This is a genomic window from Methanogenium sp. MK-MG, assembly GCF_009914725.1.
GTDB lineage: Archaea > Halobacteriota > Methanomicrobia > Methanomicrobiales > Methanomicrobiaceae > Methanogenium.
Genome location: NZ_JAAAWJ010000016.1, coordinates 16,000 through 41,252, shown reverse-complemented (window position 1 = coordinate 41,252; position 25,253 = coordinate 16,000). Strand labels below are relative to the sequence as shown.

At 52.4% G+C, this 25,253-nt stretch carries 26 protein-coding genes; 7 read left to right on the top strand and 19 right to left on the bottom strand.

Translation table 11 applies throughout. The features are described 5' to 3' along the window. The 11 genes from MKMG_RS04210 to MKMG_RS04160 form a co-directional block, all read right to left on the bottom strand. Positions 1-163 (bottom strand): threonyl-tRNA synthetase editing domain-containing protein (locus tag MKMG_RS04210; RefSeq protein ID WP_165075976.1); only part of this gene is annotated, 163 nt, incomplete at its 3' end. Between the two features lie 84 nt (positions 164-247). Beyond that, positions 248-799, bottom strand: a complete 552-nt coding sequence (gene dcd, locus MKMG_RS04205; RefSeq protein ID WP_165075974.1) for a dCTP deaminase — start codon at positions 797-799, stop codon at positions 248-250. Positions 800-867: 68 nt separating this feature from the next. Beyond that, positions 868-1,626, bottom strand: a complete 759-nt coding sequence (locus tag MKMG_RS04200) for an RNA methyltransferase (protein ID WP_165075972.1) — start codon at positions 1,624-1,626, stop codon at positions 868-870. 21 nt (positions 1,627-1,647) lie between these two features. Continuing rightward, positions 1,648-2,334 carry a phosphoglycerol geranylgeranyltransferase gene (locus MKMG_RS04195; RefSeq protein ID WP_165075970.1) on the bottom strand — a complete coding sequence of 229 codons (687 nt, stop codon included), beginning with the start codon at positions 2,332-2,334 and terminating at the stop codon, positions 1,648-1,650. 18 nt (positions 2,335-2,352) lie between these two features. Next, the gene (locus tag MKMG_RS04190; protein WP_165075968.1) at positions 2,353-5,169 is read right to left on the bottom strand and encodes a DNA topoisomerase I; all 2,817 of its coding nucleotides are present in this window, start codon (positions 5,167-5,169) and stop codon (positions 2,353-2,355) included. A 6-nt stretch (positions 5,170-5,175) separates the two neighbouring features. Further along, a complete protein-coding gene (gatB, locus tag MKMG_RS04185) occupies positions 5,176-6,612 on the bottom strand; it encodes an Asp-tRNA(Asn)/Glu-tRNA(Gln) amidotransferase subunit GatB (RefSeq protein WP_165075966.1) in 1,437 nt (478 codons plus the stop codon). Next, positions 6,613-7,917 (bottom strand): Asp-tRNA(Asn)/Glu-tRNA(Gln) amidotransferase subunit GatA, encoded by a 1,305-nt coding sequence (gene gatA / locus MKMG_RS04180; protein ID WP_165075964.1) that lies wholly within the window; start codon positions 7,915-7,917, stop codon positions 6,613-6,615. Between the two features lie 2 nt (positions 7,918-7,919). Next, positions 7,920-8,189 (bottom strand): Asp-tRNA(Asn)/Glu-tRNA(Gln) amidotransferase subunit GatC, encoded by a 270-nt coding sequence (gatC, locus tag MKMG_RS04175; RefSeq protein WP_165075961.1) that lies wholly within the window; start codon positions 8,187-8,189, stop codon positions 7,920-7,922. Between the two features lie 14 nt (positions 8,190-8,203). After that, positions 8,204-9,190 carry an asparagine synthase C-terminal domain-containing protein gene (locus MKMG_RS04170; RefSeq protein ID WP_165075958.1) on the bottom strand — a complete coding sequence of 329 codons (987 nt, stop codon included), beginning with the start codon at positions 9,188-9,190 and terminating at the stop codon, positions 8,204-8,206. A gap of 196 nt (positions 9,191-9,386) precedes the next feature. Continuing rightward, positions 9,387-10,727: an adenylosuccinate lyase gene (purB, locus tag MKMG_RS04165; protein ID WP_165075956.1), complete on the bottom strand. Its 1,341-nt coding sequence runs from the start codon at positions 10,725-10,727 to the stop codon at positions 9,387-9,389. A 66-nt stretch (positions 10,728-10,793) separates the two neighbouring features. After that, positions 10,794-11,030, bottom strand: a complete 237-nt coding sequence (locus MKMG_RS04160) for a PspC domain-containing protein (RefSeq protein ID WP_165075954.1) — start codon at positions 11,028-11,030, stop codon at positions 10,794-10,796. 106 nt (positions 11,031-11,136) lie between these two features. On the opposite strand from MKMG_RS04160, the gene MKMG_RS04155 reads away from it, so the two are divergent. From MKMG_RS04155 to rlmH, 4 genes are all read left to right on the top strand, one after another. Beyond that, positions 11,137-13,140 (top strand): ATP-dependent DNA helicase, encoded by a 2,004-nt coding sequence (locus MKMG_RS04155; RefSeq protein ID WP_165075952.1) that lies wholly within the window; start codon positions 11,137-11,139, stop codon positions 13,138-13,140. A gap of 313 nt (positions 13,141-13,453) precedes the next feature. Next, positions 13,454-14,368, top strand: coding sequence for a ketopantoate reductase family protein (locus MKMG_RS04150; RefSeq protein ID WP_165075950.1), 915 nt, complete (start codon positions 13,454-13,456; stop codon positions 14,366-14,368). Next, a complete protein-coding gene (locus tag MKMG_RS04145) occupies positions 14,316-14,975 on the top strand; it encodes a molybdenum cofactor guanylyltransferase (protein WP_254059078.1) in 660 nt (219 codons plus the stop codon). The genes MKMG_RS04150 and MKMG_RS04145 overlap by 53 nt, the downstream gene beginning before the upstream one ends. A 3-nt stretch (positions 14,976-14,978) precedes the next feature. After that, positions 14,979-15,461 (top strand): 23S rRNA (pseudouridine(1915)-N(3))-methyltransferase RlmH, encoded by a 483-nt coding sequence (gene rlmH, locus MKMG_RS04140; RefSeq protein WP_216842871.1) that lies wholly within the window; start codon positions 14,979-14,981, stop codon positions 15,459-15,461. Positions 15,462-15,474: 13 nt separating this feature from the next. Here rlmH and MKMG_RS04135 read toward each other — a convergent pair whose 3' ends face one another. From MKMG_RS04135 to MKMG_RS04125, 3 genes are all read right to left on the bottom strand, one after another. Beyond that, the gene (locus tag MKMG_RS04135) at positions 15,475-15,747 is read right to left on the bottom strand and encodes a 2TM domain-containing protein (protein ID WP_165075948.1); all 273 of its coding nucleotides are present in this window, start codon (positions 15,745-15,747) and stop codon (positions 15,475-15,477) included. A gap of 72 nt (positions 15,748-15,819) precedes the next feature. After that, a complete protein-coding gene (locus tag MKMG_RS04130) occupies positions 15,820-16,584 on the bottom strand; it encodes a dihydroorotate dehydrogenase electron transfer subunit (RefSeq protein WP_165075946.1) in 765 nt (254 codons plus the stop codon). Beyond that, the gene (locus tag MKMG_RS04125) at positions 16,577-17,467 is read right to left on the bottom strand and encodes a dihydroorotate dehydrogenase (protein ID WP_165075944.1); all 891 of its coding nucleotides are present in this window, start codon (positions 17,465-17,467) and stop codon (positions 16,577-16,579) included. Before MKMG_RS04125 ends, MKMG_RS04130 begins: the two co-directional genes overlap by 8 nt. 49 nt (positions 17,468-17,516) lie before the next feature. On the opposite strand from MKMG_RS04125, the gene MKMG_RS04120 reads away from it, so the two are divergent. Both MKMG_RS04120 and MKMG_RS04115 read left to right on the top strand, forming a co-directional pair. Further along, positions 17,517-18,383, top strand: a complete 867-nt coding sequence (locus tag MKMG_RS04120; protein WP_165075942.1) for a malate dehydrogenase — start codon at positions 17,517-17,519, stop codon at positions 18,381-18,383. After that, on the top strand, positions 18,376-20,760 hold the full coding sequence (locus MKMG_RS04115) for a DNA-directed DNA polymerase (RefSeq protein WP_165075939.1): 2,385 nt from the start codon (positions 18,376-18,378) through the stop codon (positions 20,758-20,760). Before MKMG_RS04120 ends, MKMG_RS04115 begins: the two co-directional genes overlap by 8 nt. Positions 20,761-21,276: 516 nt before the next feature. Here the strand turns inward: MKMG_RS04115 and MKMG_RS04110 are convergent. Beyond that, positions 21,277-21,786, bottom strand: coding sequence for a flavodoxin domain-containing protein (locus MKMG_RS04110; RefSeq protein ID WP_165075937.1), 510 nt, complete (start codon positions 21,784-21,786; stop codon positions 21,277-21,279). Positions 21,787-21,890: 104 nt separating this feature from the next. After that, positions 21,891-22,412: a flavodoxin domain-containing protein gene (locus MKMG_RS04105; protein WP_165075934.1), complete on the bottom strand. Its 522-nt coding sequence runs from the start codon at positions 22,410-22,412 to the stop codon at positions 21,891-21,893. Positions 22,413-22,612: 200 nt separating this feature from the next. Between MKMG_RS04105 and MKMG_RS04100 the strand changes: the two genes are divergently transcribed. Then, positions 22,613-23,194: a hypothetical protein gene (locus MKMG_RS04100; protein WP_165075932.1), complete on the top strand. Its 582-nt coding sequence runs from the start codon at positions 22,613-22,615 to the stop codon at positions 23,192-23,194. A 19-nt stretch (positions 23,195-23,213) separates the two neighbouring features. On the opposite strand, the gene MKMG_RS04095 is transcribed toward MKMG_RS04100, so the two are convergent. From MKMG_RS04095 to MKMG_RS04085, 3 genes are read right to left on the bottom strand one after another with little or no spacing between them, the layout of a single operon-like run. Then, the gene (locus MKMG_RS04095) at positions 23,214-23,675 is read right to left on the bottom strand and encodes a carboxymuconolactone decarboxylase family protein (protein WP_254059077.1); all 462 of its coding nucleotides are present in this window, start codon (positions 23,673-23,675) and stop codon (positions 23,214-23,216) included. 48 nt (positions 23,676-23,723) lie between these two features. Beyond that, the gene (locus MKMG_RS04090; protein ID WP_165075929.1) at positions 23,724-24,668 is read right to left on the bottom strand and encodes a methanogenesis marker 7 protein; all 945 of its coding nucleotides are present in this window, start codon (positions 24,666-24,668) and stop codon (positions 23,724-23,726) included. Continuing rightward, positions 24,665-25,249, bottom strand: a complete 585-nt coding sequence (locus MKMG_RS04085) for a methanogenesis marker 17 protein (protein WP_165075927.1) — start codon at positions 25,247-25,249, stop codon at positions 24,665-24,667. Before MKMG_RS04085 ends, MKMG_RS04090 begins: the two co-directional genes overlap by 4 nt. Positions 25,250-25,253 lie beyond the last annotated feature (4 nt).

The window sequence follows — 25,253 nt, the reverse complement described above, 5'->3', positions numbered from 1 at the left end:
CCGCCACACCCGTGATATTTTCTTCGTCCGGCGCTTCCACAGCACAGAATGCTGTCAGTGCCTCTTCAAGTCCATCGGCCGGCACAATGTTCTCTTCTGCTACCGGTGTTTTCTTCTTGGCCTCATATGTTATCTGGTCGGAATGAATCAGCAAAATTCGCATGGTGGATACTCCTCGGTATATATATCGCAAATATCGTTTTGATCTGTTCCATAATTAGGGTATGGATTCCCGGTACAGACCGGTTCACCTGACATTTTTATGGTAGCGTGAAAGGGTTGCCTGACGCTGGTTGAGATATTTTGCATCCCCCTTTGAACCGTATGGATTCTCTGCACGTTCTGTTGTATAAAAGACAAGCTGACCGATTGGCATTCCTGCATAGAGGCGGACCGGGCGACGGTTTGCATTTGATATCTCAAGGGTAATTGTCCCACAGAATCCTGCATCAATCCATCCCCCAGTCTGGTGCAGGGCAATGCCCAGACGCGCAATGCTTGATTTTCCTTCGATGGTCGCAACGATGTTGTCCGGCAGTGTGATGCACTCATGAGTCTCTGCCAAAAGGAACATGCCGGGCGGAATATCAATATACTCTGCATGCTTCTCGTTAACGTGGGACACAACTGAATCCTGTTCGTAGGGGTCGATAACGTCATCGGACTCTTCATACCACACAAAATGGTCACCCAGCCGGATGTCAATCGAATTGGGCTGAATAAACTTCGGATCGAACGGGTCGATTTTTATAAACCCCCGCTCAATGCGGTCCTGTATCTGCCAGTCAACGAGAATCATAATACCTGATAGAAAATGGGTTGTAAGATATTATAGCTGTTATTTATCTTGCCGAAATGCTCCCTGCGTCATGGCCGGCCGGGACCCGCCTCACTCCCGCCAGTGGCTGAATCATCACTTTCGCCGCTTTTCCCCACATTGATGTGCCACTCGGCACGCCGTATGAGCCCGTGGAAGGTTGACACTTCCCGCCCGGTAAGAAGGCTGCGCCCGAAGATCCGCCGCATCATGGTCAGGGTATTTGCCCGCTTGTATTCATGGTGATCGACGAGATCCAGAAACTCGTCAATATGGTCGTAGAGGGCATCCATCTCGCGCCGTGAAGCGGTGATGTAATCCCCACGCGGGAGGTGTGCAAGCTCATAGCAGATGATACCGACCGCATGAGATATATTTACTATCGGATACTCCGGTGATGTCGGGATGGTGCATATGACATCGCACTGCCGTACCTCTTCATTGGAGAGTCCCCAGTTCTCCCTGCCAAAGAGAATGGAGATTCTGCCGTCAACAGGAGCGACAATATCCCGCAGTTCACCGGGGGCATAATAGGGCATGCGCATTGCATGGGATATCGTCTTTGAGAGTTCCCCGGTTGTTGCAACAAGCATATTCGACTCCGCAATCACATCGTCCAGTGATTCTGCAATGACAGCTGATTCCAGCACATCCTTTGCATGGGATGCACGGGATAATGCCTCAATTCCCACATCGGGCGGGTTGATGAGTACAAGCCGGGTAAACCCGAAGTTCTTCATTACCCGTGCTGCAAATCCGATATTCCCTTCATACAGGGGTTCAACAAGGACAATTTCGACCTCTGGCATGTGGTGTATCTCCTCTTTCTCTCAGTGGACTGCCTTCACGGTCTCTTTGAGTGCAGAGACACCGTCGTCATAGACGGCATTGCCGACGACAATGGTGTCGGCATACCTGCCCATTTCAGCAGCCTTCTCTGCATTATTGATGCCACCGCCATAGAAGAGACGGGCGTCAGAGACAGCTTCTGCTGCCGCTGCCACTACGGCGGGGTCGCCATATGTACCTGAATATTCGATATATACCACAGGGAACGAGAAGTACTGGTCTGCCACCTCGGCATAGGCCGCAACATCTGCTGCAGATATGTCGCAGACAGCACCCGTCACTTTGGCCACAGATGATGCAGGATTCAGGACGATATAGGCCTCAGGAACCACTGTTGTCCAGTCGATGCGGTTATGTTTTGCCCACCTCTGGTGCGTTCCGACCATCCAGCGCATGTCGGGGGTGTTGAGGACGCTGGGCACAAAGAGGCCATCCACTTCATCCAGAACCACTGCTTCAGGCCCTGCGGGTTCAACAACGATGGGCAGGTCATACTCCTTTACCTGCGTGATCAACTCCCGCAGATTCTCCTGGGTTACATTCAGTGTCCCTGAGAGCATCAGGGCGTCTGTTCCGCTTGTCGCAATATCTGCGACTGCATCGTTGCCGATTACTTTGTCCGGGTCCAGTTTTGTGATATGAACCCAGTTTTTCCAGCTGTCATCCATTGCTATATATCTGTTTTATCAGCATGCATCCTGAAATGCACGAATCTTCTCTAACGTTACTCCGGTCACCTGTGCGAGGTGTCCGGCATCTGCGGCCTTCAGCCCTGCCGTGTCAATAATCCCTGCCCGGTAGAGTCGTTCAAGCATCGCCTCACCCAGACCGGAGACCTGCAGAAGGTCGTTGCGTCCTGTCTCGACCATCTTTGCTGTCACCTTCTCAGGTGGTGCAACGCCCATCCCGATGCAGACCGATGTGGCATGTTTCCAGACAGTCTCCGGTTTAATGCCGGTGACGATGCTGAGATATGCCGGGTGAAGTGCACAGAAGTCTGCCGGTGTCATGATGCCTGCCTCAAAATATTTCTTCAGGCTCACTGCAGGCACCCCGTATTCACGGAGTTTGGCGCGGTTGTAGACCGCCCGTGTCTCATTAAGCAGGGTCTCTGCCTCAGCCGCGGAGAGGTGCATCTGCGTGAGTGCTTCAGGTGTCATCGCAGCCAGACTTCCCAGGTCACTGACGCCTGCCTCCACAAGGGCTGCAGCCACTTTGGCGGGTGAACGGCCCCGGCGGGGCACCACATGTTTGCGGACAAACTTCTTCAGTTCGGAGCGTATTCTGAGGATTTCGAGGACATCTTTGGCTTCTTCCCGGAGAGTGATCACGGTTGCCGCGTCTGTAGTGAGTGCTGTTATCAGCCGTTCCGGTTCGATGTTTGCCACTTCATACACGCTGTAGATATGGGCAGCATGCAGGCGTGCAACCATCTCCTCGTCTGCAGAGGGCATCATCCTGAATGCCTCACTGTTGGAGTTGATGTGGTTGCAGAGAGGACAACCGATCTCCCATGGGCGTGCTCCTTTTCGGATAAGACGAACGAAATTCAGACCGTGTGTTTCACAGGTCTTATCTTCACGAATGGCTGTGCCCCATGCTGCACTGGGAAGGCCAATATTAAATGTACAGTTGGGATATCCCGTGCATCCGATGAACTGTGACATTCCTCTGGTCTGGCGTATCATCAGGTCATGGCCGCAGACCGGACACTTTCCGATGATTCTCTCCTCATCGTTACGGTCCATGATCTCACGGCCGATCTGGTCCTCGTTTGCCTCGAGAGCATCAAAGACACGGCGCAGCATTGCCTGTGATTCGGAAACAACCTCATCACGGGTGAGTTTTGCCTCCTTGATCTCCTCCATGTGCTGTTCAATGGTGCTTGTCATCTCCGGGTTCGTGATGGGCACATCATGGTTCTCCATTGCCTCCACCACACCCATCCCGACGAGGGTGGGACGGACCGGGGTGCCCTCCACATACCGGCGCGAGATCAGTTTGCCGATCACTTCGTGCCGGGTGGACTTTGTGCCAAGACCCAGCTCTTCCATCCGCTGAATCAGTTTTGACTGGGAATACCGCGGGGGCGGTGTGGTATACTTCTCTTCATTGTTGACGGCAAGAACCGGAAGGCGGTCCTCCGCCTGCATCTCCGGAAGGATGGTCTCTTTTGCCTCACTATAGGTATAGACTTCCCGGTAGCCTGCCTCTGCAAGGCGTGAGCCTGTGGCAGTATAGGTCTCGGCCCCTGCGTCAAAGAGGTATTTCAGCGTCGCCCAGTGTGCGTCCGGTGAGAGTGTCGCAAGAAACCGCCTGACAATGAGTTCATAGATTTTCCACTGGTCATCCGTGAGGGCTTCTCTTTTCGCGGCACCTGCCGGATGAATCGGTGGATGGTCAGTGCTTGATTTTTTACCACGGGTCGGTGCCTTCCTGCGGTGTGCCTGTGTCCATTCCACCGCACGGGAGAGACTGGTCTTCCTCAGTTCCTGTAAAATATCCTCGAGATCCAGTGATTTCGGGTATACCGTATTGTCCGTACGGGGATAGGAGACGTAGCCGTTCATATAGAGATCTTCTGCGATACGCATCGCGTTTGCCGCAGAGAAACGCAGGCGGCCTGCTGCGACAATGAACGATGTGGTATCAAAGGGTGCCGGTGCCCGGTCGACCCGTGTCCCTTCTTTGACGCTGGTGACAACGAGTGGTGCAGAGGTGTTCTGTTCTGCCTTCACGGCCTCACTTTTGTCCAGGAACCTGTCGGTGGTATGGCGTGCAGTGACCGCTGTTCCGTCTTTCTCCGTATCCACCGAGAGCATCCAGTAGGGTTCCGGTACAAACGCCTCAATCTCTTTCTCCCGGTTGACAATCATTGCCAGTGTCGGGCTCTGCACCCTGCCGACGGAAAGAATGCTCTTCCCGCCGCGTTTTGCAGCAATTGATATGAACCGTGTGAGGGATGCACCCCATAAGAGGTCAATTATCTGACGTGCCTCACCTGCTGCTGCGAGATCAAAATCAATCTCAGCGGGGTCTGCAAAGGCAGTGGTTATTTCCTGTGGAGTGATTGCAGAGAACCGTGCCCGCTGGACCGGCACGTCTGTATTTGCTGAACGCACGATCTCAAAGGCCTCCTTGCCGATGAGTTCTCCTTCACGGTCAAAATCAGTGGCAATGGTGACAAGAGTCGCCTTTTTGGAGAGCTTTTTAATCAGGGAGACAATATTCTTCTCGGTCGGTTTTTTGATGATCGCCGCGTCAATGAGTGTCCGTGGTGTATTTACCTCTGAACGCCAGTTGCTGTATCCCGGTTCAAAATCAATCTCTACCACATGACCCCGCAGCCCCAGGGTGACGACATCATCAAACCGGTAGGTGCTGACACCATTCTCCTTTCCCGTGCGGACCTTTGCCCCTTTTTTATTGGAGGACATTGAACCGGCAAGGATATCTGCAATACGCCGGGCTGCAATATTCTTCTCTGCAATGATAAGGTGCATCCGTGCTCACTCCTCTGCTTCTTTCAGAGCGGCAGCCATCGCAATGTTGAGTTCTTTGGGGTCGGCCCGTCCGCGTGTCGCTTTCATGACCTGCCCCACCAGGAAGTTTATTGCTCCGTTCTTCCCGGCCCGGTAATCAGCAACGGCATCCGGGTTTGCGGCAATCACCTCACCTATCACCGCAGTGAAATCATCCCCCGCAGCCTTGGTAAGGCCCAGACGGGTCACAATGTCAGCAGGCATCTCGCAGGTTTCCACATCCTCTCCCATACAATGGTCAAGCATCGTTCTGAGCACTTCGACACCGGATTTGTCGGTGATGGTGTCATCACGGATGAGGGCAATGAGATCTGCGATGTTCATTGTGGGCACGTCATTGATGCGCATGGAGCGGTAGTTTAGTTCACCAAGGAGAATGTCTGCCACCCATGTGGCTGCAATGGCCGGGTCGGCCTCCGCAACTGATTCGTAGAAATTTGCAACCTTCAGGTCGCCGGTAATGGTACGGGCATGATTTTCTGATATGCCATACTGTGTCATAAACCGCTCACGGCGTGCATCCGGAAGTTCGGGTAGCACAATGTCATCCACCCACCCCGAAACTCTCAGGGGGCGGAGATCCGGCTCAGGGAAATACCGGTAGTCGTTTTCGTCCTCTTTGCTGCGTGAGGAGGTGGTGATGCCCCGCCCTTCCTGAAAATGGCGCGTCTCCTGCACAATCTTCTGACCCTTCCTGATGAGGTTGCGCTGGCGGGTGATCTCAAAGTTGAGTGCCTTCTCCACTCCCTTGTATGAGGAGATGTTCTTGCACTCCACACGGTTATGGCCTTTTATGGAGATATTTGCGTCCACACGGATGGACCCTTCACGCTCCCCGTCAAAGACCTCAAGGTATTCCAGTGTCGAGCGGAGTTTGTTCAGGAAGCGGCGTGCCTCCTTCGGGGACCGGAGGTCAGGTTCTGTAACAATCTCAATCAGGGGTATGGAACTCCGGTTATAGTCAACAAGGGAGTAGCCTGCCCGGTCCCGTGAGGTCTTGTGGACCAGACGCCCGGGATCTTCTTCCAGATGAATTCTGGTGATGCGGATATTTTTGGGATGTCCCTCGTCGTCATCAACTTCCATGATGCCCTTCTCTGCGATTGGCTTGTCATACTGGGATATCTGGTAGCCCTTTGGCAGGTCGGGGTAGAAGTAATTCTTACGTGAAAACTCTGAGACTTCCGGTACGGTCAGGTTCAGGGCCTTTGCGACCTTCAGGGCATAGAGCACTGCCTGTTTGTTCAGGCGCGGCATCGCACCCGGGAGTCCCAGACATATGGGGCATACATGAGTATTTGGTTCATCTCCCTGGAAATCAGTAGAACAGCCACAGAAAAGCTTTGTCTTTGTATTGAGCTGGCAGTGGATCTCCAGACCGATGATGACGGTTTTGTCAGTCATTCAGGCCACCCCCGTCTCGTAGGCAAACGCAGCATCCACAACCCGTTCATCCTCAAAGTGACGGCCGATCAACTGCAGGCCGACAGGCATCTTATCAACGGTTCCACAGGGAACCGATATGGCAGGCACGCCTGCGAGGTTTGCTGGCACGGTCAGGATATCTGCAAGATACATGGAGAGAGGATCACTCTTCTCGCCGAGTTTAAATGCGATCTGTGGCATGGTCGGGCCTGCAATGATATCAGCGTCTTTGAATATTCTCAGGAAGTCCCTGCGCACATTCTCCCTGGCCACCTGTGCCTTTGCATAGTATTTCCCGTAGTATCCGGCAGAAAGGGCAAACGTCCCCAGCATGATACGGCTCTGCACTTCTTTTCCAAAGAGTGCGCCCCGGTGGTCACGGAATTCATCGTGCCAAGACCGTTTTGTCTCAACAGAGGGACCAAAACGCACACCGTCAAAGCGGGAGAGGTTTGAGGATGCTTCACTCATACAGGTCACATAGTATGCGGCAAGGGCGTATGCCATGGAGGGAATGGAGCAGGTCAGCGTCTCGGCACCGGCGTCTTCCAGTCTTCCGATAGCGGTGCGCACACTCTCTGCAACGGCGGGGTCCACACCTTCCCCGAAGAATTCGTCAGGGACAGCGATTTTCATGCCTGCAATATCTCCGGATGGGGTGTGGGTATAGGGACGATCATAGGCCGTCGTATCACGGGGGTCGGGGCCTGCAATGGCAGACATCAGCGTATTGACGTCGGTAACTGTTTTGCCCAGAGGGCCTATCTGCTCCAGGGAGTTGGAGAATGCAATGAGGCCGTAGCGTGAGACACGGCCGTAGGTCGGTTTGAGGCCGACAATGCCGCAGAATGCGGCAGGACAGCGGATTGATCCGCCTGTGTCACTGCCGAGTGCCATGTCAACCATGCCGGCACCGACTGCGGCAGCACTGCCACCGGATGACCCTCCGGGAACTCGTGATGCGTCGTGCGGGTTTGTGGTGGGGCCGTATGCACTGTTTTCAGTGGTTGTCCCCATTCCGAATTCGTCCATATTGGTCTTGCCCACGATAGCAGCGCCTGCTTCCCTGAGGCGTGTTACTACATGTGCGTCATAGGGCGGGACATATCCGGCAAGGATACGGGATGCACAGGTGGTGGGAATGCCTGCTGTCGAGATATTGTCTTTAACAGCAATCCCTCTCCCCTCAAGCGGGCCGCCAGTCTCCTCATACATGGCCAGGTCCAGACGGGTGATGAATGCATTCGTCCGATCTGCTTCTTCAAAGAAATACTCTTTTACCATTGTCACATCACCCTTGGTGCCCTGATATAGCCGTCTTCTGTCTCATGGGCATTGGCACATGCTGCTTCCTGTGTCAGTGAAGGAGTAACCTCATCTTCACGCAGGACATTTACCAGATCTGCTTCGCCTTCTTCACCTTCACTGACAGTATCCAGGATATCAAAATATTCAAGTATATGATTGAACCGGGAGGTGAATTCTGCCAGTTCTTCTTTTTGTATATGGATATCTGCAAGTTTTGCAATTCCTTCAACATCGTTTTCAAAAACCATACGTATCGCGCCCTTCAGAGTTGATTCATGTACTCTTGTACTGAGTTTTTATAACCATTTTTGCGTGCGGCCCGCTGGATGACCTTCCAGATGCCGCTGCCATACTGCATCGCCTTCTTATCATAACAGGCGGTTTCCCGCGGCATATACCTGCATGCGACCTTTCTGAGAGGATGTTTTCGTACTCCCCTGAATACCTTTTTATGCGCAGGAATTGCTTCTGCAGCGCGCACAACACGTACATCAAGAAACGGACAGGAGAACAGGCATCCAAAAAGATTTGCCACCGCCTGGTCGCGTGCACTCTGCATTGCAAGGCCGGCAAAGTCCTCCCTAAAAAGACGCTCAATATCTGCAGCATCAAGATATCGTGAATATCCTCCAAAGAGTTCGTCTGCCCCCTGGCCTGCAAGAATGCGGGAATATCCGTTCTCACCCGCCCAGCGTACGACGAAATAGAGTGTTGCTGCAATCGATGCATCGACCGGGGTGACACGGGGGATGACTTTCATTACTGCCCGCAGGGCATTTTCGACGTCATCAGGAGTGACGGTGACACAGATCAGATCCAGGCCGAGTTCAACTGCCACCTCTGCTGCATGGCACAGGTCGTGTGAACCTTCTGTTCCCACGGTCACGCAGGGAAGTCCTGCAATTGCTGCAATAAGAGCGGAGTCAACACCACCGGAGAATGCCACGATTCCTTCGGAATTTCGGAGTCGCACTGCGGTCTCAATGGCATCTGCAAGCGGCAGAAGCGGGGGTTCTGGCCTCACATGGCCTGTCACCAGTGTCTTCTCCATAATCACACCTGCATCACATCTGCCGGGGACAATGCCCATCTGATCACGGGCACAGCCATCCTCCCAGGCAAGGAAGAACTCCCCTCCGCATGAGGTGAGCCATTCGGTCCCTTGGGAGAGGCGGCAGGCAATCTCTTCAGTGGTAAGTACTGTGCCGCCTGTTTCTATCCAGCCTTTCAGGCTAATCTCTGCTGCCATCTCTTTTCCATTCCAGATATTTCCAGTTATTCAGGTACCATCTCTTCACTGACTAAAAAAAGAATGTCAACTACCCACGTAGTCGTAGGAGTATGTCAGTGCCCGGTAGATCCAGACAACATGAACTGTATATACTGATATAAATCTGATTTCGCATTTTTTAAAAAAATGGATTCCGGAAAAAATCTCTTCCCGGTTATGTGGTGAGCGGCCCCAGTTTTTCAGCGAGGGCCTCAACCTGAGTCACAGCGGTTCCGATGTAATTGTCCGGGTTCAGGAGCGTCACAATCTCATCATAGGAGATAAGAGCGGCAACGCTCTCGTCCTCTGAAAATACCGTTGCAACCGGACGTCTCTCCTCCAGGGCAGTCATGCATGCGACACGCACATGTTCATGGGCGTCCTGCCGATCCATCCCGCGCTTCGTCAGTTGAATCATCACGGATTCTGCCATGTTTACGCCATGGAGCAGATCCAGGTTTTTCCGGATATTATCCTCGCGGATTCGCAGGCCGGTGAGCACCTTTGTCATGACCGTAAGGATGTGGTCACAGAGAATGCTGGCTTCAGGGAAGGTTACCCGTTCGCAGGAAGAGTTTGTGAGGTCACGCTCATCCCAGAGGACATTGTTTGCCAGTGCCGGCTCGATCATGGCCCGGACGATACGCGACAGGCCTGAAACCTGTTCTGACTTAATCGGGTTGCGCTTGTGCGGCATCGTGGAAGAACCCACCTGATTTTTACCGAAGGCCTCTTCCAGTTCACCGATTTCAGAACGCTGCATCATCCGTACTTCAAGAGCAATTTTGTCAAGAGTGGTGGCCACATTTGCAAGGAACATGATATACTCTGCAAACCGGTCACGCTGGATGATCTGGCTGGAGACGTCCACCGGGGTCAGCCCGAGATATTCCATCATATGTGCCATGACCGCAGTGCCGGCATCTCCGAGTGATGCCTGTGTTCCAACAGCTCCGGTCATCTGCCCGACCGCTGCCCGTGGCCGGAGCTGTTCCAGCCGTTCAATGTGGCGGGATACCTCAGACGCCCATATGGCAAACCGCAGACCGTAGGTGGTGGGTACACCAATCTGCCCGTGGGTACGCCCGGCGCAGACCAGGGTTTTTGTCTCGATACTGCGCTGTAAGAGCACGCCCAAAAGTGTTCTGAGTTTTTGCTCAATGATGCCAAGACTATCTTTTACCTGCAGACCAGTTGCAGTGTCGAGAATATCATTTGATGTGGCCCCGTAGTGGACCCATCGTGCAGACCCCCCGCAGACTTCAGATAGGGCCTTCACGATGGCCATCATGTCGTGGTTAATCTCTTCTTCAATTACCTTTGCGCGTGCAAGGGATGCGTCCGGTGCGTGTGCCTCTATTTCATCAGCAGCAGCCTGCGGGATCACTCCTGCCTTTGCCTCTGCGACAGCAAGGCCTACTTCAGCTGAGACTACACAGCGAAACCGATTCTCTTCATCCCAGACAGCTCGCATCTCCGGAGTGCCGTAACGAAAGTCGATAGGGTGAATTGCCATAGTAGTCAGTACATGCGGCTGGATGCGCAAAAATAGTTTGCAGAAAATACGGAGAAAAAGCAGATATTATTCTCTGATGCGGTAATCTGCATCGATGATCATCGGGTCACTCTCTTCCGGCATCAGGGCCCAGAGGACGATGTAGAGCAGTACAAAGGGCAGAATCTGCGTGATTATCGTAAGCACCACCCAGACAATCCTGACCAGCGTGGGACTGATATGCAGGTAGCCGGCAATGCCTGCGCAGACACCCCCCAGCATCCGGTTGTCAGCAGACCGGCCGAAACGGCGTGATGATTCCATATGGTATGTATCTCTGCCTTCCGGATAAAATTTCTTTGTCTGCTGACGAGTCCCGCCAGTGCATACCCAAGAGTAGATGATACACCACAGACAAATATGGGTGATAATGGGCGTCAGAGGTGACTATTTCCCGTACGGGTCATACCGTCCCCACCAGGAAGATATGCTGGATATGGCAGCTGCCTGTGCGCGGGAAGGCGGCATCGGGATGATTGATGCCCCGACAGGCAGTGGTAAATCAAGTGTAGTTTCAGCCCTACTTAATGAGGCGAACGGCAGAAAGGTCATTGTCGCAGTCCGGACGGTCAGCCAGCTCAATACATTTGTGCGTGAACTTGAACTCGTACGAAAAAAACATCCGAATCTGCGATACTCCTACCTTGTCGGGAAACGCCAGATGTGCCCGATGGGGGGAGAAGGGGACACATACCGAGTATGTGAGGGCCTGAAGGCATTCTCCTCATCACTGATGCGCGAACGTGCGCGGAAAGGTGCGCATGTACCTGCCAACGATAAAGTAATTGAAGAACAGATCCGGCGCCAGGATGCAGAGCACCCACTCCTTTGCCCCTACTTCATCCGGAGCCGGGTCTTTGTCGAGGGAGCAGACGGCCTGCGGATGGTGCCCTCAGGCACCCTCAAGAGCCGTGCAGATCAGGTGGCACGGACCCGGGTTGCACCAGACCGTCTCCATGAATTCTGCAAAGGTCTCTGTCCATATGAGGTGACATTACAGGCCGCACGGGACGCTGATGTCATTCTCCTTAATTTCCATCATCTCTTTAACACAGACATCCGTGACCAGCTCTATCAGTCCCTGGGCATTGAAGCGGAGAATGCACTATTGCTTGTTGACGAGGCGCATAACTGCGGGGATACGGTTGAGAGTATACAGTCAGTCACCCTCCTCAGGGCCTCCCTTGACCAGGGGATGATCGAACTCGGGAGAATGCGGGGGCGTGTCGCAGGGGTGGATGCCCTTCTTAATATGCTGCCCCGTGTCGGGCAGTTCATGGACTCCCTGCAGCGGTCATTCAAGGAAGAGGACTGGTTTGACCCCTCGACTTTTGTCCGGTTTGTGCTCGTCGGCAGTCTCTACCAGCGTATCGATGAAATTGTTGACGACCTCCTTCGGGCAGAAGAGACCTATCATGAGGCACAGAAACAGGCGGGAGACTTCAAAGAAAGTGCGGTGGAACGCCTGACGGCCTTCTTCTACCGGATTATGCGGGCGCTTGACGACCCCGCCTTCCTCACCCTCTACCGGAAGAAAGGCGATGAAATCTCCCTTCAGGTACGCAATATCGACCCGTCAGCGACCATGAAGGACATCGCCTCCTATCATGCCTGCGCCATATTCATCAGTGGCACGCTCTCTCCGGTGGAAAGCTACCGGCGCCTCTACTTTGAAGACCTCCCGGTACAGACCCTCAGCCTTCCGAATGCATTTCCAGAGGAGAACCGTGCACTCTTCTGTGCACAGGATGTCACATCCATCTACCGGATGCGACGGGATGCCGGAAACACTGAGCGTATTGAAGGATATATCCGCAGTTTTGCGACTCTCCACGGAAGCCTCGCGGTTTATTTCCCGTCCTATGAACTGCTGGAGCGGTTCACGGCAGGGCTTCCGTCACGCCTGAACCGCAAGCAGGTCTTTATTGAATCATCGTCGTCCTCGGATGCCGCAGGCGACCTCCGGGAGTTTATGTCACTCCCGTCACGGGGGGAATATGGCATTCTCTTTGGTGTATGCGGCGGCAAATGGAGTGAAGGACTGGATTACCGGGGAGAGCTGCTCTCAGGTGCTCTGGTATTCGGCCTGCCGCTTGCGCCGTTCACCGAAGTGCGGCGGATGACGAACCAGTATTTCAAGAACAAGTTCGGGAAAGAGGGTGAATTCATCTCATACACCATGCCTGCCATCAATCGCGTCCTGCAGGCACTGGGCCGCGTGCTGCGCACACCGGAAGACCGGGGTGTTCTTTTGATCGGTGAGAGCCGGTTTCTTGAAACAGAAGTCCATGGTGGCCTTCCTCCATGGATGCAGGAAGAGATGATACCATGCACGCTCTCCTCGTTTGCCGATGAGGCAAAAGGCTGGCGCTGAGAACCGGTGTACATCGCGGGTCATTTGCAAAGAGCGAGTTCGGTGGATTTACCCCTGCCATATCAATAAAATCCGCCATTACTGCGATGGAACATAATGGATGAGTCGGGAAAATACCTCTACCAGTTCCGGACGGGAGAACGCTTTTTCATTGGGGGATTCCCGCCGGAAACGAAACAAAACAACGGATTCAGGTATTCCTTTTTTATGACTCAGTTTCCGGATCAAGGCAATTATGACTGAGGATTCCCCGGGATCATAAATGATGATCTTTTAATGTACGGAGGGCATATCTATCAACTACAGGGAGACCATGAAGATAGCAGTACTTGGGGCAGGTGCGGTCGGGCTTTCCATTGCTGCCCGCCTTTCATCACTGGCAGAGGTCCATGCAGTTTCGCGGACACGGCAGGCAGATGCCGTCACACGTCTTGGCCTGCGCCTTACCGGTCTCTGGGGCGACGGGACCTATTTCTTTCCCTGCACAACCGACCTTCCGGACGATGAATATGATTATATCCTCATCACGTCCAAGGCGACACAGACACGGGAGATCTGTGAGCAGTTTCATGACCGATTCGGAAATGCTGCCGTGGCATCCATTCAGAACGGGATTGGGAACGAGGAGATCATCAGCGAATACACCGACAATGTTCTTGGCGGCATGATCATCACCGGGTTTGAATGGCGGGGGGATGCTGATATTCACATATCGGTTATCGGGGGGGATGCACAGTTTGGCCTCTTCCCGGAAGGATGTGACGACCGGGTCGTAACTCTTGCCGGACTCTTTGAAGAGGCAGGGATTGTTGCCACCGCAACAGATACAATACGTTCTGCCATATGGGGGAAGACCATCTACAATGCGGCGTTAAATCCACTTGGTGCAGTGATGGGTGTAGCCTACGGCGCCCTTCTGAATCCGTATGCCTGGGAGGTGATCACTGACATTGTAGAGGAAGCCTATGCCGTTGCAGATGCTGAAGGAATCATGCTGAAATATACCACTGCGGATGCGTATCTCAACTACCTGCATGATGTCCAGATCCCTGCAACAGCTGGTCACAATTCATCCATGTACCAGGCACTTTCAGCCGGGAAACGCACAGAAATTGACTTTATGAACGGTGCACTGGTGACAAAGGGGGACGCACATGAGATTCCCACCCCTGCAAATGTGTTCATCACCCGGCTCATCCGGTTCCGGGAAACTCAGGGAGATTCGTGATTTTTCCATGCGTTCAGGTATCATTCTTGCAGGCGGAGAAGCCCGCCGGGCGGGAGGAAAGGAAAAATATTTCTTTAATCATTGCGGCGAGACCTTCATCTCACGTCTGGTCTCCACCCTGAACGAAATTGTTGATGAAGTCATCATTGTCGCCCGTGACAATGACCAGTGTCGGCGTTTTTCCGGGTTTGCAGGTGTCAGGGTTGTCCCGGATCTGCATCAGGGCCGTGGTCCTGTCGGCGGGATTCATGCCGGTGTATGTAAGGCAGAAGGAGACTTGATTTTTGCCGTTGCCTGTGATATGCCCTGTGTCAGCGGTGCGGTGATCGAATATCTCTTCCGTGCCGCAGAGGGGTTTGACGCTGCTATTCCCCGCTGGGAGAACGGGATGACAGAACCCCTTCATGCGGTATACCGGAGGCAGGCACTGGTTGAGCGGTTTGACGGTGCCGAGGCATGGTCCATGCGTGATCTCATGGCCGGCCTTGCGGTTCATTATGTGGACTGCAGTCTCCTCCGCCAATATGACCCCGACCTCCTGACCTTTACCAATATCAATCATGCAGATGATCTCGCCCGTCTCCGCGCTGCCTTCCCGGAGGAATGAGCGGTGATCCGGGTTCATGTCATTGCTGTGGGAAAAGCAAAAGAACCGTTTTACCGGGACGGGGTTGCAGAGTACGCCCGGCGGCTGACCGGCATGGCGGAATTTATCGTAACGGAAGTGGCGGATGAACGACTTCCTGACAATGCAGGTACGGCTGAAAAGACACGCATTCTTGCAAAAGAAGGGAGCCGTATTCTCTCCCATGTCCGTCCGCAGGACCTGTGCATTGTTCTTGATCTCGGAGGAAAGCTGATGACATCAGAGGCATTTGCCCGCTACCTGAATGATGCCATACTGGAAGGAAACAGCAGAATCACATGTGTCATTGGCGGAAGTCTGGGCATTGCCCCGGAGGTGCGGTCGCGGGCTGATCTGCTGCTCTCGTTTGGACCAATGACCTTCCCGCACCAGATGGCACGGCTGATTCTTGCCGAGCAGGTCTACCGTGCTGCCATGATCAATGCCCACAGGCAGTATCATCGCTAAAAAAGGAAACTGCTTATTTATTCTCTTTCTCAAGAACCTTCTGAATCTTCTTCTCCTCCCATTCTTTTCCGAAGAAATGCCTGCCGCCCCAGACCGATGCCGCATGCATCACAATGCCGATTCCCCAGAAGATTGTTACCCAGTAAAACCACCAGTTCCCCCAGGATGTGACTGCATTGACGGTGAAGAGGAGGAGATTGATGAATATATACGTGGCAAAATGGGTATAAAATCCCCTGACTTCCTGTACATGCGCCTTTGCCCTGCGGTAGGCTTCATCTTCCATGCTATCCAGAGTAGCGGGAGAATGATAAAAGGATTTGGTGGGTCTGTTCCGCTGCCGGACAAAAAAATGTGATCAGAAGGGTTTTCGGCGCCCTGCTGCATCCCGTGCGTATGACCCGAATTCACTGTTTACAATAATATCTCCGGTAAATACCGGCCCGTCACGGCAGACACGCAGTCCGGAGGGGTCAATACAGCACGAGCCGCAGATTCCGACACCGCATTTCATGTAGCGGTGCAGGCTGAACTGCCCTTTCTCCGGACATCCTGCCTCACAGAGGATGGAAAGGACCGCCTTCATCATCACCTCAGGGCCACAGACACAGATGGTGTCATAGGATACCGGATCTGCTGCACGCAGCAGATCGGTGACAAAACCGTGGTGCCCGGTGGTCCCGTCGTCAGTGGCGCACTGAAGGCTGGTGCAGCTGGAGAGTTCTTTTAGGAAGAGCAGTTCATCTGCCGTGCGTGCACCCAGTATGAAGTCATCTGCCGCACCGGATGTGGCAAGAAGGCGCAGTGGCGCTGCCCCGACACCGCCTGCGACTGCGAGCGTTCTGCCTGAGGGGGGAAATCCGTTCCCAAGCGGTCCTTTGATGCCGATCCGGTCCCCCGGACTGAGGGCAAAGAGCGCTTCTGTCGCTTCTCCCACCTTCTGCACGGTGATGGCATTCTGTGCTGAAAATGCCATCGGTATCTCATCTGTGCCAGGCACCCAGACCATGCAGAAATGTCCGGGTTCTGCCGGAAACCGGCGGGAGAAGACAAATGTCCTGACAGATGGTGTCTCTTCAATGATGTCGGTGATTACAACCGGAACAGAGGGTATCTCATGCATGAGCGCACCCCACAATATCCTCAGGGCATTCTCCGCCATCACGGCGATACAGGCTCTCTGTGATCTGCCGGAAAATTTCTGCATCTTCAATGACTGCACTGCCGATTTCAACAGCTGACGCACCGGCCATCATCATCTCCACCACATTATCCGCACTTGATACGCCGCCACATCCGATGATGGGTATTTCACATGTTTCATAGAGCTCCCAGACACACCGGACGGCCACCGGGAAGATAGCAGGTCCGGAGAGGCCGCCCATGCCATTTCCCAGCACCGGGCGCCTGAAGTCGGTTGATATCCGCATGGCCTTCACCGTGTTCACCGCCACAATGGCGTCTGCCCCGCCGCGCTCTGCGGCAAGGCCAATCTCTGTTATGTCGGTAACATTCGGGGTGAGTTTCACCCATACCGGAAGTCCGGACCGTTTGGCCATCCGTGTGCATTGTTCGACCATATCCGGGTCTGCCCCCACTGCCGCGCCATACCCTTCCGCATGGGGACAGGAGAGATTGAGTTCAAGCGCCTGCACCTTTCCTGCAAACCAGTCTGCCACTTCTCCAAATTCCTCGGGGGTGCCGCCGAAGATGGATGCGATGACCGGCGCACCACGAAGCCCGTCAAGTTCCCCGGTAAACTCATGGGAAGGGTTTGGGAGGCCCATCGCGTTCATCACGGCACCGTCATAGACGGCTACACAGGGGCCTTTATGCCCGTCTTTTGGTTCAGGTCCGATTGACTTTGTAACAACGCCGCCTGCTCCGGATTTGAGCATCCGTGCAAGGGATGCACCGGTTGTTCCCAGCACTCCTGCTGCAAGCATGCAGTGATTATGCAGCCTGACGCCGCCCACTGTTATATCTCCCGGAATTAACGTGACCATCTGGTTAGAAATTGTAGTTATTTATTATTAGCATACCCATAACTGATCCATGACCAGCCTCTCGGTGATGGGTGTCGGAAAGATTGGTGGTGAGGTGGCCTACCTTGCTTCAGTGCTGGGAATTGCAGATGACATATGTCTCTATGACATCGATGCTACACTCTCCCGTGCACAGGCGCTTGATATTCTCCATACCGGTATTGATCTCTCCGTCTCAACTGACCCTGATGATATCAGCGAAGCTGATATTGCTGTATTTTCTGCAGGCAGGGCACGGACGCCTGATATCAAAACCCGTGCAGACCTCCTCTCAGTAAACCTTCCTGCAGTCGACGAGTGTGCTGGCTTTCTGGAAGGGTATTCCGGTGTTCTGATCACAATAACAAATCCAATGGATGCAAATAATTATTACCTGCATCGCCGCTGCAGCATTCCCCGTGAGCGGTGTATCGGATTCGGGGGTCAGCTTGATGCGGCCCGCTTTGGCAGATACCTGGAAGAATCTGAAATTTCTGGTGACGCATGGGTTCTGGGTGAGCACGGTGAACACCAGGTGCCGCTCTTCTCATCCCTGCCGGAGGATGTGCCGGAGAATATACGCAATGAAATTCTGGGAAAGATGCGCCGGTCAAGTATGGAAGTTATCCGGGGTAAGGGGGGAACAGTATTCGGCCCGGCATGGCATATCGTGAGTCTGATACGCACCGTGGCTGAGGATGCCCACACCATATTGCCCGTCTCATGTGTCCTGGACGGTGAATACGGTGTTTCCGGTTGTTCTCTTGGTGTACCCGCACAGATTGGGCAGAGCGGAATTGAAGAGATTATTGAATGGGACCTTGACGCCTGGGAAGAGGCACGGTTCATGGAGGCTGCCGAAGCATCCTGCGCACTCTGCAGGAGGGCAGATGAGTAACAACGGTGAACTCAGCCTTGCGATAAACCAGGTTGAGTATGCAAACACCCCTAACGGGCCGGTGGTCTATATCTTTGGGCGCGACACCTCCGGCACAGCCCACCGTATAGATGTGACCGGATTTCAGCCATACTTCTACGCGCCTCTTGAAAAGGCTGATTCGCTCCCTTTGCATCCGAAGACAGAGGTTGACACCACCGCAGTCTATACCTCAATACGCGGAGAGGCGCTCCGCAGAATCTACACCCGTTCACCGGGCGATGTCCGCGAGGTGCGCGATTACTATGAACCGCATTATGAAGCAGACATTCCCTTTGCCACCCGTTACCTGATTGACAGGGGGCTGACCGGCGGAGCCATCGTCCCAGGCACACCTGCAGATTACCGCGATATCACACCTGCAGAGGTGGATGCACCGGCACGCGTCTGTATGATGGATATTGAGTGTGAAGATGAACGCGGATTCCCGGAACCAAACCGTGACGCCATCGTCTGCATCACCTGTCATGATTCGTTCGATGATGCCTATGTGACACTCTACCTGCAGCCCCCGGGACAGGCGGAGAGTCCGGTGCCCGGCCCTGTCCGGCCGAACCATCACATCATCACCTATACCTCAGAACGTGACCTCCTGAGGGGTCTTGCTGCATATATTCGTGAGACAGACCCCGATATCCTTTCAGGATGGAACTTTGTCGATTTTGATATCAGTTATATCACAAAACGCATGGAAGCCATTGGCCTTGAACCCGATTCACTCTCCAGGATTCCGGGTGCCGGTGCCAGAAATCTGCTGCGTGGAAGGGCCCTCTTTGACCTTCTGATGGGATACCGGAAGATGCAGAGTTCACGCAAGGAGTCATACCGTCTGGACGCCATCGGGGAAGAGGAACTCGGGGAAGGCAAGGTCCGCTACACGGGCACCCTGAGCGCACTCTGGCGGGATAATCCGCAGGACCTCGTGGCATACAATCTCCGTGATGTGGAGCTCTGCGTGGGCATTGATGCGAAAAGTACAATCATCGGGTTCTACCGGGAAATTGCCCGGTATGTGGGCTGTCCGCTGGACCGGACGCTCAACTCTTCGAATGTTATCGACATCTTTGTGCTCCGCAAGGCATTTGGCAAATATGTGCTCCCCTCCAAGGGGTTTACCGCAGGCGATGAGTTTGAGGGTGCAACGGTCTTTGACCCTTCACGGGGTGTGAAGGAGAATGTTGTGGTGCTTGACCTGAAGTCCCTGTACCCGATGTGCATGATGACCATCAATGCATCAATGGAGACGAAGGATCCAAAAGGAGAACTCCATGCGCCCAATGGCATCAGGTTCAGAAAATCGCCGGACGGGCTGACGCGGAGCATCATCGCAGACCTCCTCAATGAACGCGACGAGAAGAAAGCACTGCGGGACACCTTTGATTATGGAACACCGGATTACCTGCTGTATGACATCCAGCAGAATGTCCTCAAGGTGATCATGAACACCTATTATGGCGTCTCCGGCTATGCCCGGTTTCGGTTGTATGACCGGGAGATTGGATCTGCAGTCACCTCAGTGGGACGGGCGATCATTGCCCACACCCGTGACGTGATCACTGGTATGGGATACAGCGTGCTCTATGGGGACACGGACTCCTGTATGATAGAACTCCCTGTCGCAGAGACAGAAGAGACCATTGCAATGGCACGGGCGATTGAGGCACGCCTCAACAAGAGCTACGGTGACTTTGCACGTGACGTCCTTGGCGCTGAAACGCATTACTTCTCCATTAAATTCGAAAAGATTTACCGGCGGTTCTTCCAGGCAGGAAAGAAGAAGCGGTATGCAGGACACCTGGTCTGGAAAGAGGGGAAGGAGGTCGATATGATTGATATTGTCGGATTTGAGATGAAACGTTCTGATTCATCTCAGGTGACAAAAGAGGTCCAGCAGCATGTGATGGAACAGATCCTTCGGGGTGCCGGCAGGGCTGCGGTTAAAACATATCTTGGTGATGTGATCAAACAATACCGAAAAGGCACCTATTCTCTTGATGAAATCGGCACTCCCGGTGGTATTAACAAATCCCTGGACAGTTACAAGAACAAGGATGCACACATCAGGGGGGCAGAATATTCCAACAAGTACCTGGGGACAAATTTTCTCTCCGGGAGTAAACCCAAACGCGTGTATATCAGAAATGTGACGGGAAAATACCCGAAGACCGATGTCGTATGCTTTGAATACGCAGACCAGATCCCACCTGAATTTGAAATAGATCTTGAAAAAATGCTGAACCGCTCGGTCGAACAGCCGATATCGCGTATCATTGAGGCAGTGGGCTGGACATGGCAGGAGATGGATCCGTCACACACGACGCTCGCGGATTTCTTCTGAACATTGTTCCAGGGTATGTATCTGCATCTCTGCCCACTCCCTGATGCAGGTCCCCGTCCCCGGTCTCAGGCCGGGACCTGCTCTTCTGTTCTCCTGCGCAATGGATCTGCTTACGGTAATTATTTCAGGCTAAAATCCAGAAAATTTCTCCAGATATGCAGGAAGGGAGGTACATGAACAAAATAAATGGGTTATTGTGTGATTCTGATATTTTTTAGAGAGTGTATATGCAACAGGTCCGGTAGTATCTGTAAGTATGCCAGATGATCTTCGAGGTGCCGCGTTTATGACAGATGTATTTGTGCCGTGACCTGTTGAGAGTGGAGCTATCTGACATGACTGTATGACTTGTGCCTTTTCTACCTGCTTTAATTCGGTTCTCACCTCCTGTATGATACATTACAATCCCGGAGAAAATATATAATTATTCAGGTGGCGGCATATACCTCTGTTTTTCAAAATAGGTAACGTAGTGATGAAGAGGTGTGAGGTGTCGCAGCATCCCGGAAAACAGGATCATAGTTGCAGCAGGCAGAGATCGATAAGACCCTGTGCCCAGATGATGGCTGCTTCCCTGTTGCGGTAATCCCCTGGTTTTGTACCGGTGATCTTCATTACAGCCCTGTCTTTGAATGAAAGCTGTTCTTCTGATATCTTACCCGCAAAATATCCAATGTCCCTGAGTTCAATATGTTCTCTTATCTGGTCAAAGGCAGCAGATGCAGCCTGCTTTTTTTCCGGTGAAATATCAAGGAGTGAGTATCCTGAGAGAAAGCCTATCACGGGTATTTCATGCAGCATATTCTTGTGAAGACTGACAAATGCCACCTGTTCCGGAAGTACTTTGCCATAATAAATCGGGCTTCCGATTATAACAGCGCTGTAGCCTGTAATGTCAAAAACTTCCTTCACGTTTCGTACATCGACATCACAATTCTGCTTTTGAAGACCTTCCGCGATTGCTGTGGCAATCCCCTCTGTTGCACCGTATCTGGTGGCGTATATGATAAGTATCCGATTATTCATGGTATTTTCTCTTTCGGTGGCTATTGGCTGTTCTCTTATGGGTGAAATGAAAGAAGTCTGAAGATATGAAATTTTTATCGTTTCTCTTTAAGAAACCTCGCCTTTTAGTGTGCTTCACTGTGTTCTGAAATTGCTGAAGCAACCTCCCGTGCCCAGATGCGGATATCTTCATGGTCTCTGAAATCCCCTACCGGGGGATGTACCATGTCAGCGATCTGGGCATCTGCCTCCAGGAGATCTGTGTGACTGAAAGCACCTGCAAATCCTTTTTTCATCGTCGGTCTCACATATTCATACATTTCATCGATTGCGGCAATCAGCGGTGATGTATCCCTGTCCCCCGGAGGGCAGCATGAAACGCCGTCAACAAATATGGCCAGCCATTTACCTGTGAGATACGGCCTGTACTTCTGACAAAAATCCCGTGCCTCAACAAGCATTTTTCCCATATATACGGGGCTTCCGAGAATCACAGCATCATAGGAATCAATGGTTCCTGTCTCCATCACATTGATGAGATCGCTCTCAATGGCGTTTTCTGCCAGAACTTCCTGAATTTCTTCTGCTATTTTCTTTGTTGTCCCGTATTTTGTAGCATATGCAATGAGTACGCGTGGTCCAGTCATATCTTCCCATGTATGAATTCTCGTGCATTAATCGTTACGGAAAGGAATCGCGGAAACACCTTTAATATAAGCGATGGTACAGAAGAATCACATAGTGAGGAAATGCAATGACAATAAATGGTCATATCTCTGTCGTTCTCATCTGCACCTGTCTTCTCTGTTGGTCTGTAATGCCGGTATCTGCTGTGTCATCTACAGTGATGGGAGAAACAGTTCATCTCTCCGGAAAGGGAGGTGGATATGATGATATGTATCTCTTTTTAACCGGTCCAAATCTTGCACCCGGTGGTGTCAGGCTGGATAGTATCACAAGCCCGGTTGTCTCCGGCAACGCCGCTTCTTTCACCCGCGTTCCCGTCAGGAGTGGTGCGTGGGAATATGAATGGGATACCGGCAGGACCGGAGGAACACTGGACACCGGTACCTATCTGGTCTGGGTATTGCCCCAGCCTCTGGACCGTTATGACCTGGGCGACACATCATATGCGACGAAAAGCGTCCTGTTGACAAAACCGGTGCTGACAGCAGAAATTTCAGGAACTGCCGAGAGCGGCGGCACAGAAGAGACGGCTGAAGAGACTACCCCGCTTTCAGGAGAGGGATCTTTTGGAGATGAGATAACGTTGAACAATACCAGCGATGAACCAGGAGTGACACAAAACGTATCAGAGGATACAACGCCTCTGCCCACAACTGCGGGGTCTTTCCCATATCCGTGTTTGTGTGCTGCAGGTATTGTTGGGTTTTTCTGTTTTGTGTATGCCGGAGTGGATAAAAAATAGAAGATAATATCGTGGGATTTTAGTCCTCATTCTTTTTTAGTTTGACAGCATTGACTTCACAGGAAGCACCGCATCCGTTTGTTGTTCCGACATCAATGATACGATAGGCATCTGCGAGAACGGCCGCCTGTGCAAGTGATCCTGCAATGAGGACCACTTCAAGGATTTCATCCTTTGTTGCACCTTTTTTGAGGGCAGCATTCATATGATACTCAACACAGTGGTTGCAGTTGAGTGCAGCACCGACAGCAACACTGATTAGTTCAATCATCTTTGGATCGATGGATGAGGTCTCAAAAATAGCATCCTTATACATCAGGTGCGAGAGAAGTACCTCGGGTTTTTTGGACATCTTCTGGAAAATAAGCGGAACACTGCCATATTCCTCCTCAATTCCATCCAGCCAGTCTTTTGATGCTGTCTCTGTTCCGCGTTTCAGAATTTCCTGAAGCATGTCCTCAAAATCCACAGTATGTGCCATTAATGTATCAACAGACGTTTGTCATAAAAAAGTGATATAATTTCGTATTTAGACTATGATCTTCGTCTCTGAAAACGGTCTGATGCGAATCAGGATATAATCCCGCATCCGGGAAGGGAGAATCTGTGTAATATCACCAATTTTGACCCCGTTTTCAATCTCAATTGCTGCAATTGCGTCTGCATAGGTATCATACGGCAGTTTGACACGAAGTGCACTTATCTGAACGACTATTGGCGTAGGATGGGTTGAACGTTCGGTTATTTCCATTGCATCATCAAGAACTGCCATCAGGCGTGCAGGATTTACAGAAATTGGATCTTTTGCCACTTCTTCACGTTTCCGGGAAAGGACTGTTGATACCTCCTCAACCAGTGTGTCAAGATGGTCTATTTCGCCCTCCTGCCGTTTCATCCGGTGGCCGATTCTCCCGATTCCTCCGACATATCCATCAACAGGGGGGTCAATGATACGCTGCAGGGCTTCTGTTGAAGGCCGGCCGGTGAGAATGATGGGCACAGTAATCCCTCTGCGCAGAGCGGGCATTTTATACTCAATGCAGGATTCAAAGTTGCCAAGCATAAACACAGCACAGTCATGTTCATTGATGATGTCCCGTTCTTCGATATTGAGGTTGGCAATGCGTTTGCCAAATCCACGTGCAAGCCCGATCATATTGGTCTTCGCCCCGGCGCTTCTGAGATACTCTGCCACATCACATGAGGTATGGGGCAGGTGGTGGATCTCAAGACTGGGGCTGACGACGGCAATCTCGGTACCAACGAGCGGGGCTTCATATACAACACCTGCAAGAGGACGGCTTATTTTCCGTATCAGTTCAATGTCAGCCTTTGGTACCAGGGACTGAAGCACCACTTCCTGGGCAATCATATGTTTCTGCACAATATATCCCCCAAGATCATCAATCAGGTCAATGATGATATCATGGCGGTATACCCCTCCTTTGTAGGTAATGGGAACCAGGACAGTCATACGGTCACCCCGACACAGGCAAATTTTTCTTTCAGAAGTTTGTCAATTTCTGTTTCATCAAGGGTGTTTTCACTCGCCACATAACTGAAAAATCCTTCACCTATCGTCTGACGCCGGACTTTGAACCCCTCCGGAGCAATCCACTGCATTGCATAGATGATATCATGGAACATCCCTTCACCTGGGTCAACCACCATCATATCCTCAATCTCCCGCGGGTCCAGACCGGGCACCAGAATCTTTACCGTAAACCGGTCCGGCTGGGTGATGAGATCCCGGCCGTATGTATCCCAGAGAATGGAAAGCATAGGTGAAAGATAAGTCTCAGTACCGATGTCCAGCAACACTCCTTCATCTGTTCCAAGGGCACTTGCAAAATCACGGATGTGCACCAGGCCCGGCATCTGCTTTATGACCCCGACTGCAAGAAAGAGCGGGATTTTTGGGTCAATGTAGATGTGAAGCCTTCCGATGGACTGATTCAGGTTGAGATCCGTGAGAATATCATCTGCAATCTGGGCGTATGTCTCTGCACCCACCGGTTCGATACATTCCACCTCAAAATACTCAAGGCCTTTCATGGCA

Excerpts from the sequence above, each read along its gene's own strand:
- dcd (WP_165075974.1), bottom strand. The coding sequence starts at position 799 with ATGATTCTCGTTGACTGGCAGATACAGGACCGCATTGAGCGGGGGTTT.
- MKMG_RS04200 (WP_165075972.1), bottom strand. The coding sequence starts at position 1,626 with ATGCCAGAGGTCGAAATTGTCCTTGTTGAACCCCTGTATGAAGGGAAT.
- MKMG_RS04195 (WP_165075970.1), bottom strand. The coding sequence starts at position 2,334 with ATGGATGACAGCTGGAAAAACTGGGTTCATATCACAAAACTGGACCCG.
- MKMG_RS04190 (WP_165075968.1), bottom strand. The coding sequence starts at position 5,169 with ATGCACCTTATCATTGCAGAGAAGAATATTGCAGCCCGGCGTATTGCA.
- gatB (WP_165075966.1), bottom strand. The coding sequence starts at position 6,612 with ATGACTGACAAAACCGTCATCATCGGTCTGGAGATCCACTGCCAGCTC.
- gatA (WP_165075964.1), bottom strand. The coding sequence starts at position 7,917 with ATGGTAAAAGAGTATTTCTTTGAAGAAGCAGATCGGACGAATGCATTC.
- gatC (WP_165075961.1), bottom strand. The coding sequence starts at position 8,189 with ATGGTTTTTGAAAACGATGTTGAAGGAATTGCAAAACTTGCAGATATC.
- MKMG_RS04170 (WP_165075958.1), bottom strand. The coding sequence starts at position 9,190 with ATGGCAGCAGAGATTAGCCTGAAAGGCTGGATAGAAACAGGCGGCACA.
- purB (WP_165075956.1), bottom strand. The coding sequence starts at position 10,727 with ATGGCAATTCACCCTATCGACTTTCGTTACGGCACTCCGGAGATGCGA.
- MKMG_RS04160 (WP_165075954.1), bottom strand. The coding sequence starts at position 11,030 with ATGGAATCATCACGCCGTTTCGGCCGGTCTGCTGACAACCGGATGCTG.
- MKMG_RS04155 (WP_165075952.1), top strand. The coding sequence starts at position 11,137 with ATGGGCGTCAGAGGTGACTATTTCCCGTACGGGTCATACCGTCCCCAC.
- MKMG_RS04150 (WP_165075950.1), top strand. The coding sequence starts at position 13,454 with ATGAAGATAGCAGTACTTGGGGCAGGTGCGGTCGGGCTTTCCATTGCT.
- MKMG_RS04145 (WP_254059078.1), top strand. The coding sequence starts at position 14,316 with ATGTGTTCATCACCCGGCTCATCCGGTTCCGGGAAACTCAGGGAGATT.
- MKMG_RS04135 (WP_165075948.1), bottom strand. The coding sequence starts at position 15,747 with ATGGAAGATGAAGCCTACCGCAGGGCAAAGGCGCATGTACAGGAAGTC.
- MKMG_RS04130 (WP_165075946.1), bottom strand. The coding sequence starts at position 16,584 with ATGCATGAGATACCCTCTGTTCCGGTTGTAATCACCGACATCATTGAA.
- MKMG_RS04125 (WP_165075944.1), bottom strand. The coding sequence starts at position 17,467 with ATGGTCACGTTAATTCCGGGAGATATAACAGTGGGCGGCGTCAGGCTG.
- MKMG_RS04120 (WP_165075942.1), top strand. The coding sequence starts at position 17,517 with ATGACCAGCCTCTCGGTGATGGGTGTCGGAAAGATTGGTGGTGAGGTG.
- MKMG_RS04115 (WP_165075939.1), top strand. The coding sequence starts at position 18,376 with ATGAGTAACAACGGTGAACTCAGCCTTGCGATAAACCAGGTTGAGTAT.
- MKMG_RS04110 (WP_165075937.1), bottom strand. The coding sequence starts at position 21,786 with ATGAATAATCGGATACTTATCATATACGCCACCAGATACGGTGCAACA.
- MKMG_RS04105 (WP_165075934.1), bottom strand. The coding sequence starts at position 22,412 with ATGACTGGACCACGCGTACTCATTGCATATGCTACAAAATACGGGACA.
- MKMG_RS04100 (WP_165075932.1), top strand. The coding sequence starts at position 22,613 with ATGGGAGAAACAGTTCATCTCTCCGGAAAGGGAGGTGGATATGATGAT.
- MKMG_RS04095 (WP_254059077.1), bottom strand. The coding sequence starts at position 23,675 with ATGGCACATACTGTGGATTTTGAGGACATGCTTCAGGAAATTCTGAAA.
- MKMG_RS04090 (WP_165075929.1), bottom strand. The coding sequence starts at position 24,668 with ATGACTGTCCTGGTTCCCATTACCTACAAAGGAGGGGTATACCGCCAT.
- MKMG_RS04085 (WP_165075927.1), bottom strand. The coding sequence starts at position 25,249 with ATGAAAGGCCTTGAGTATTTTGAGGTGGAATGTATCGAACCGGTGGGT.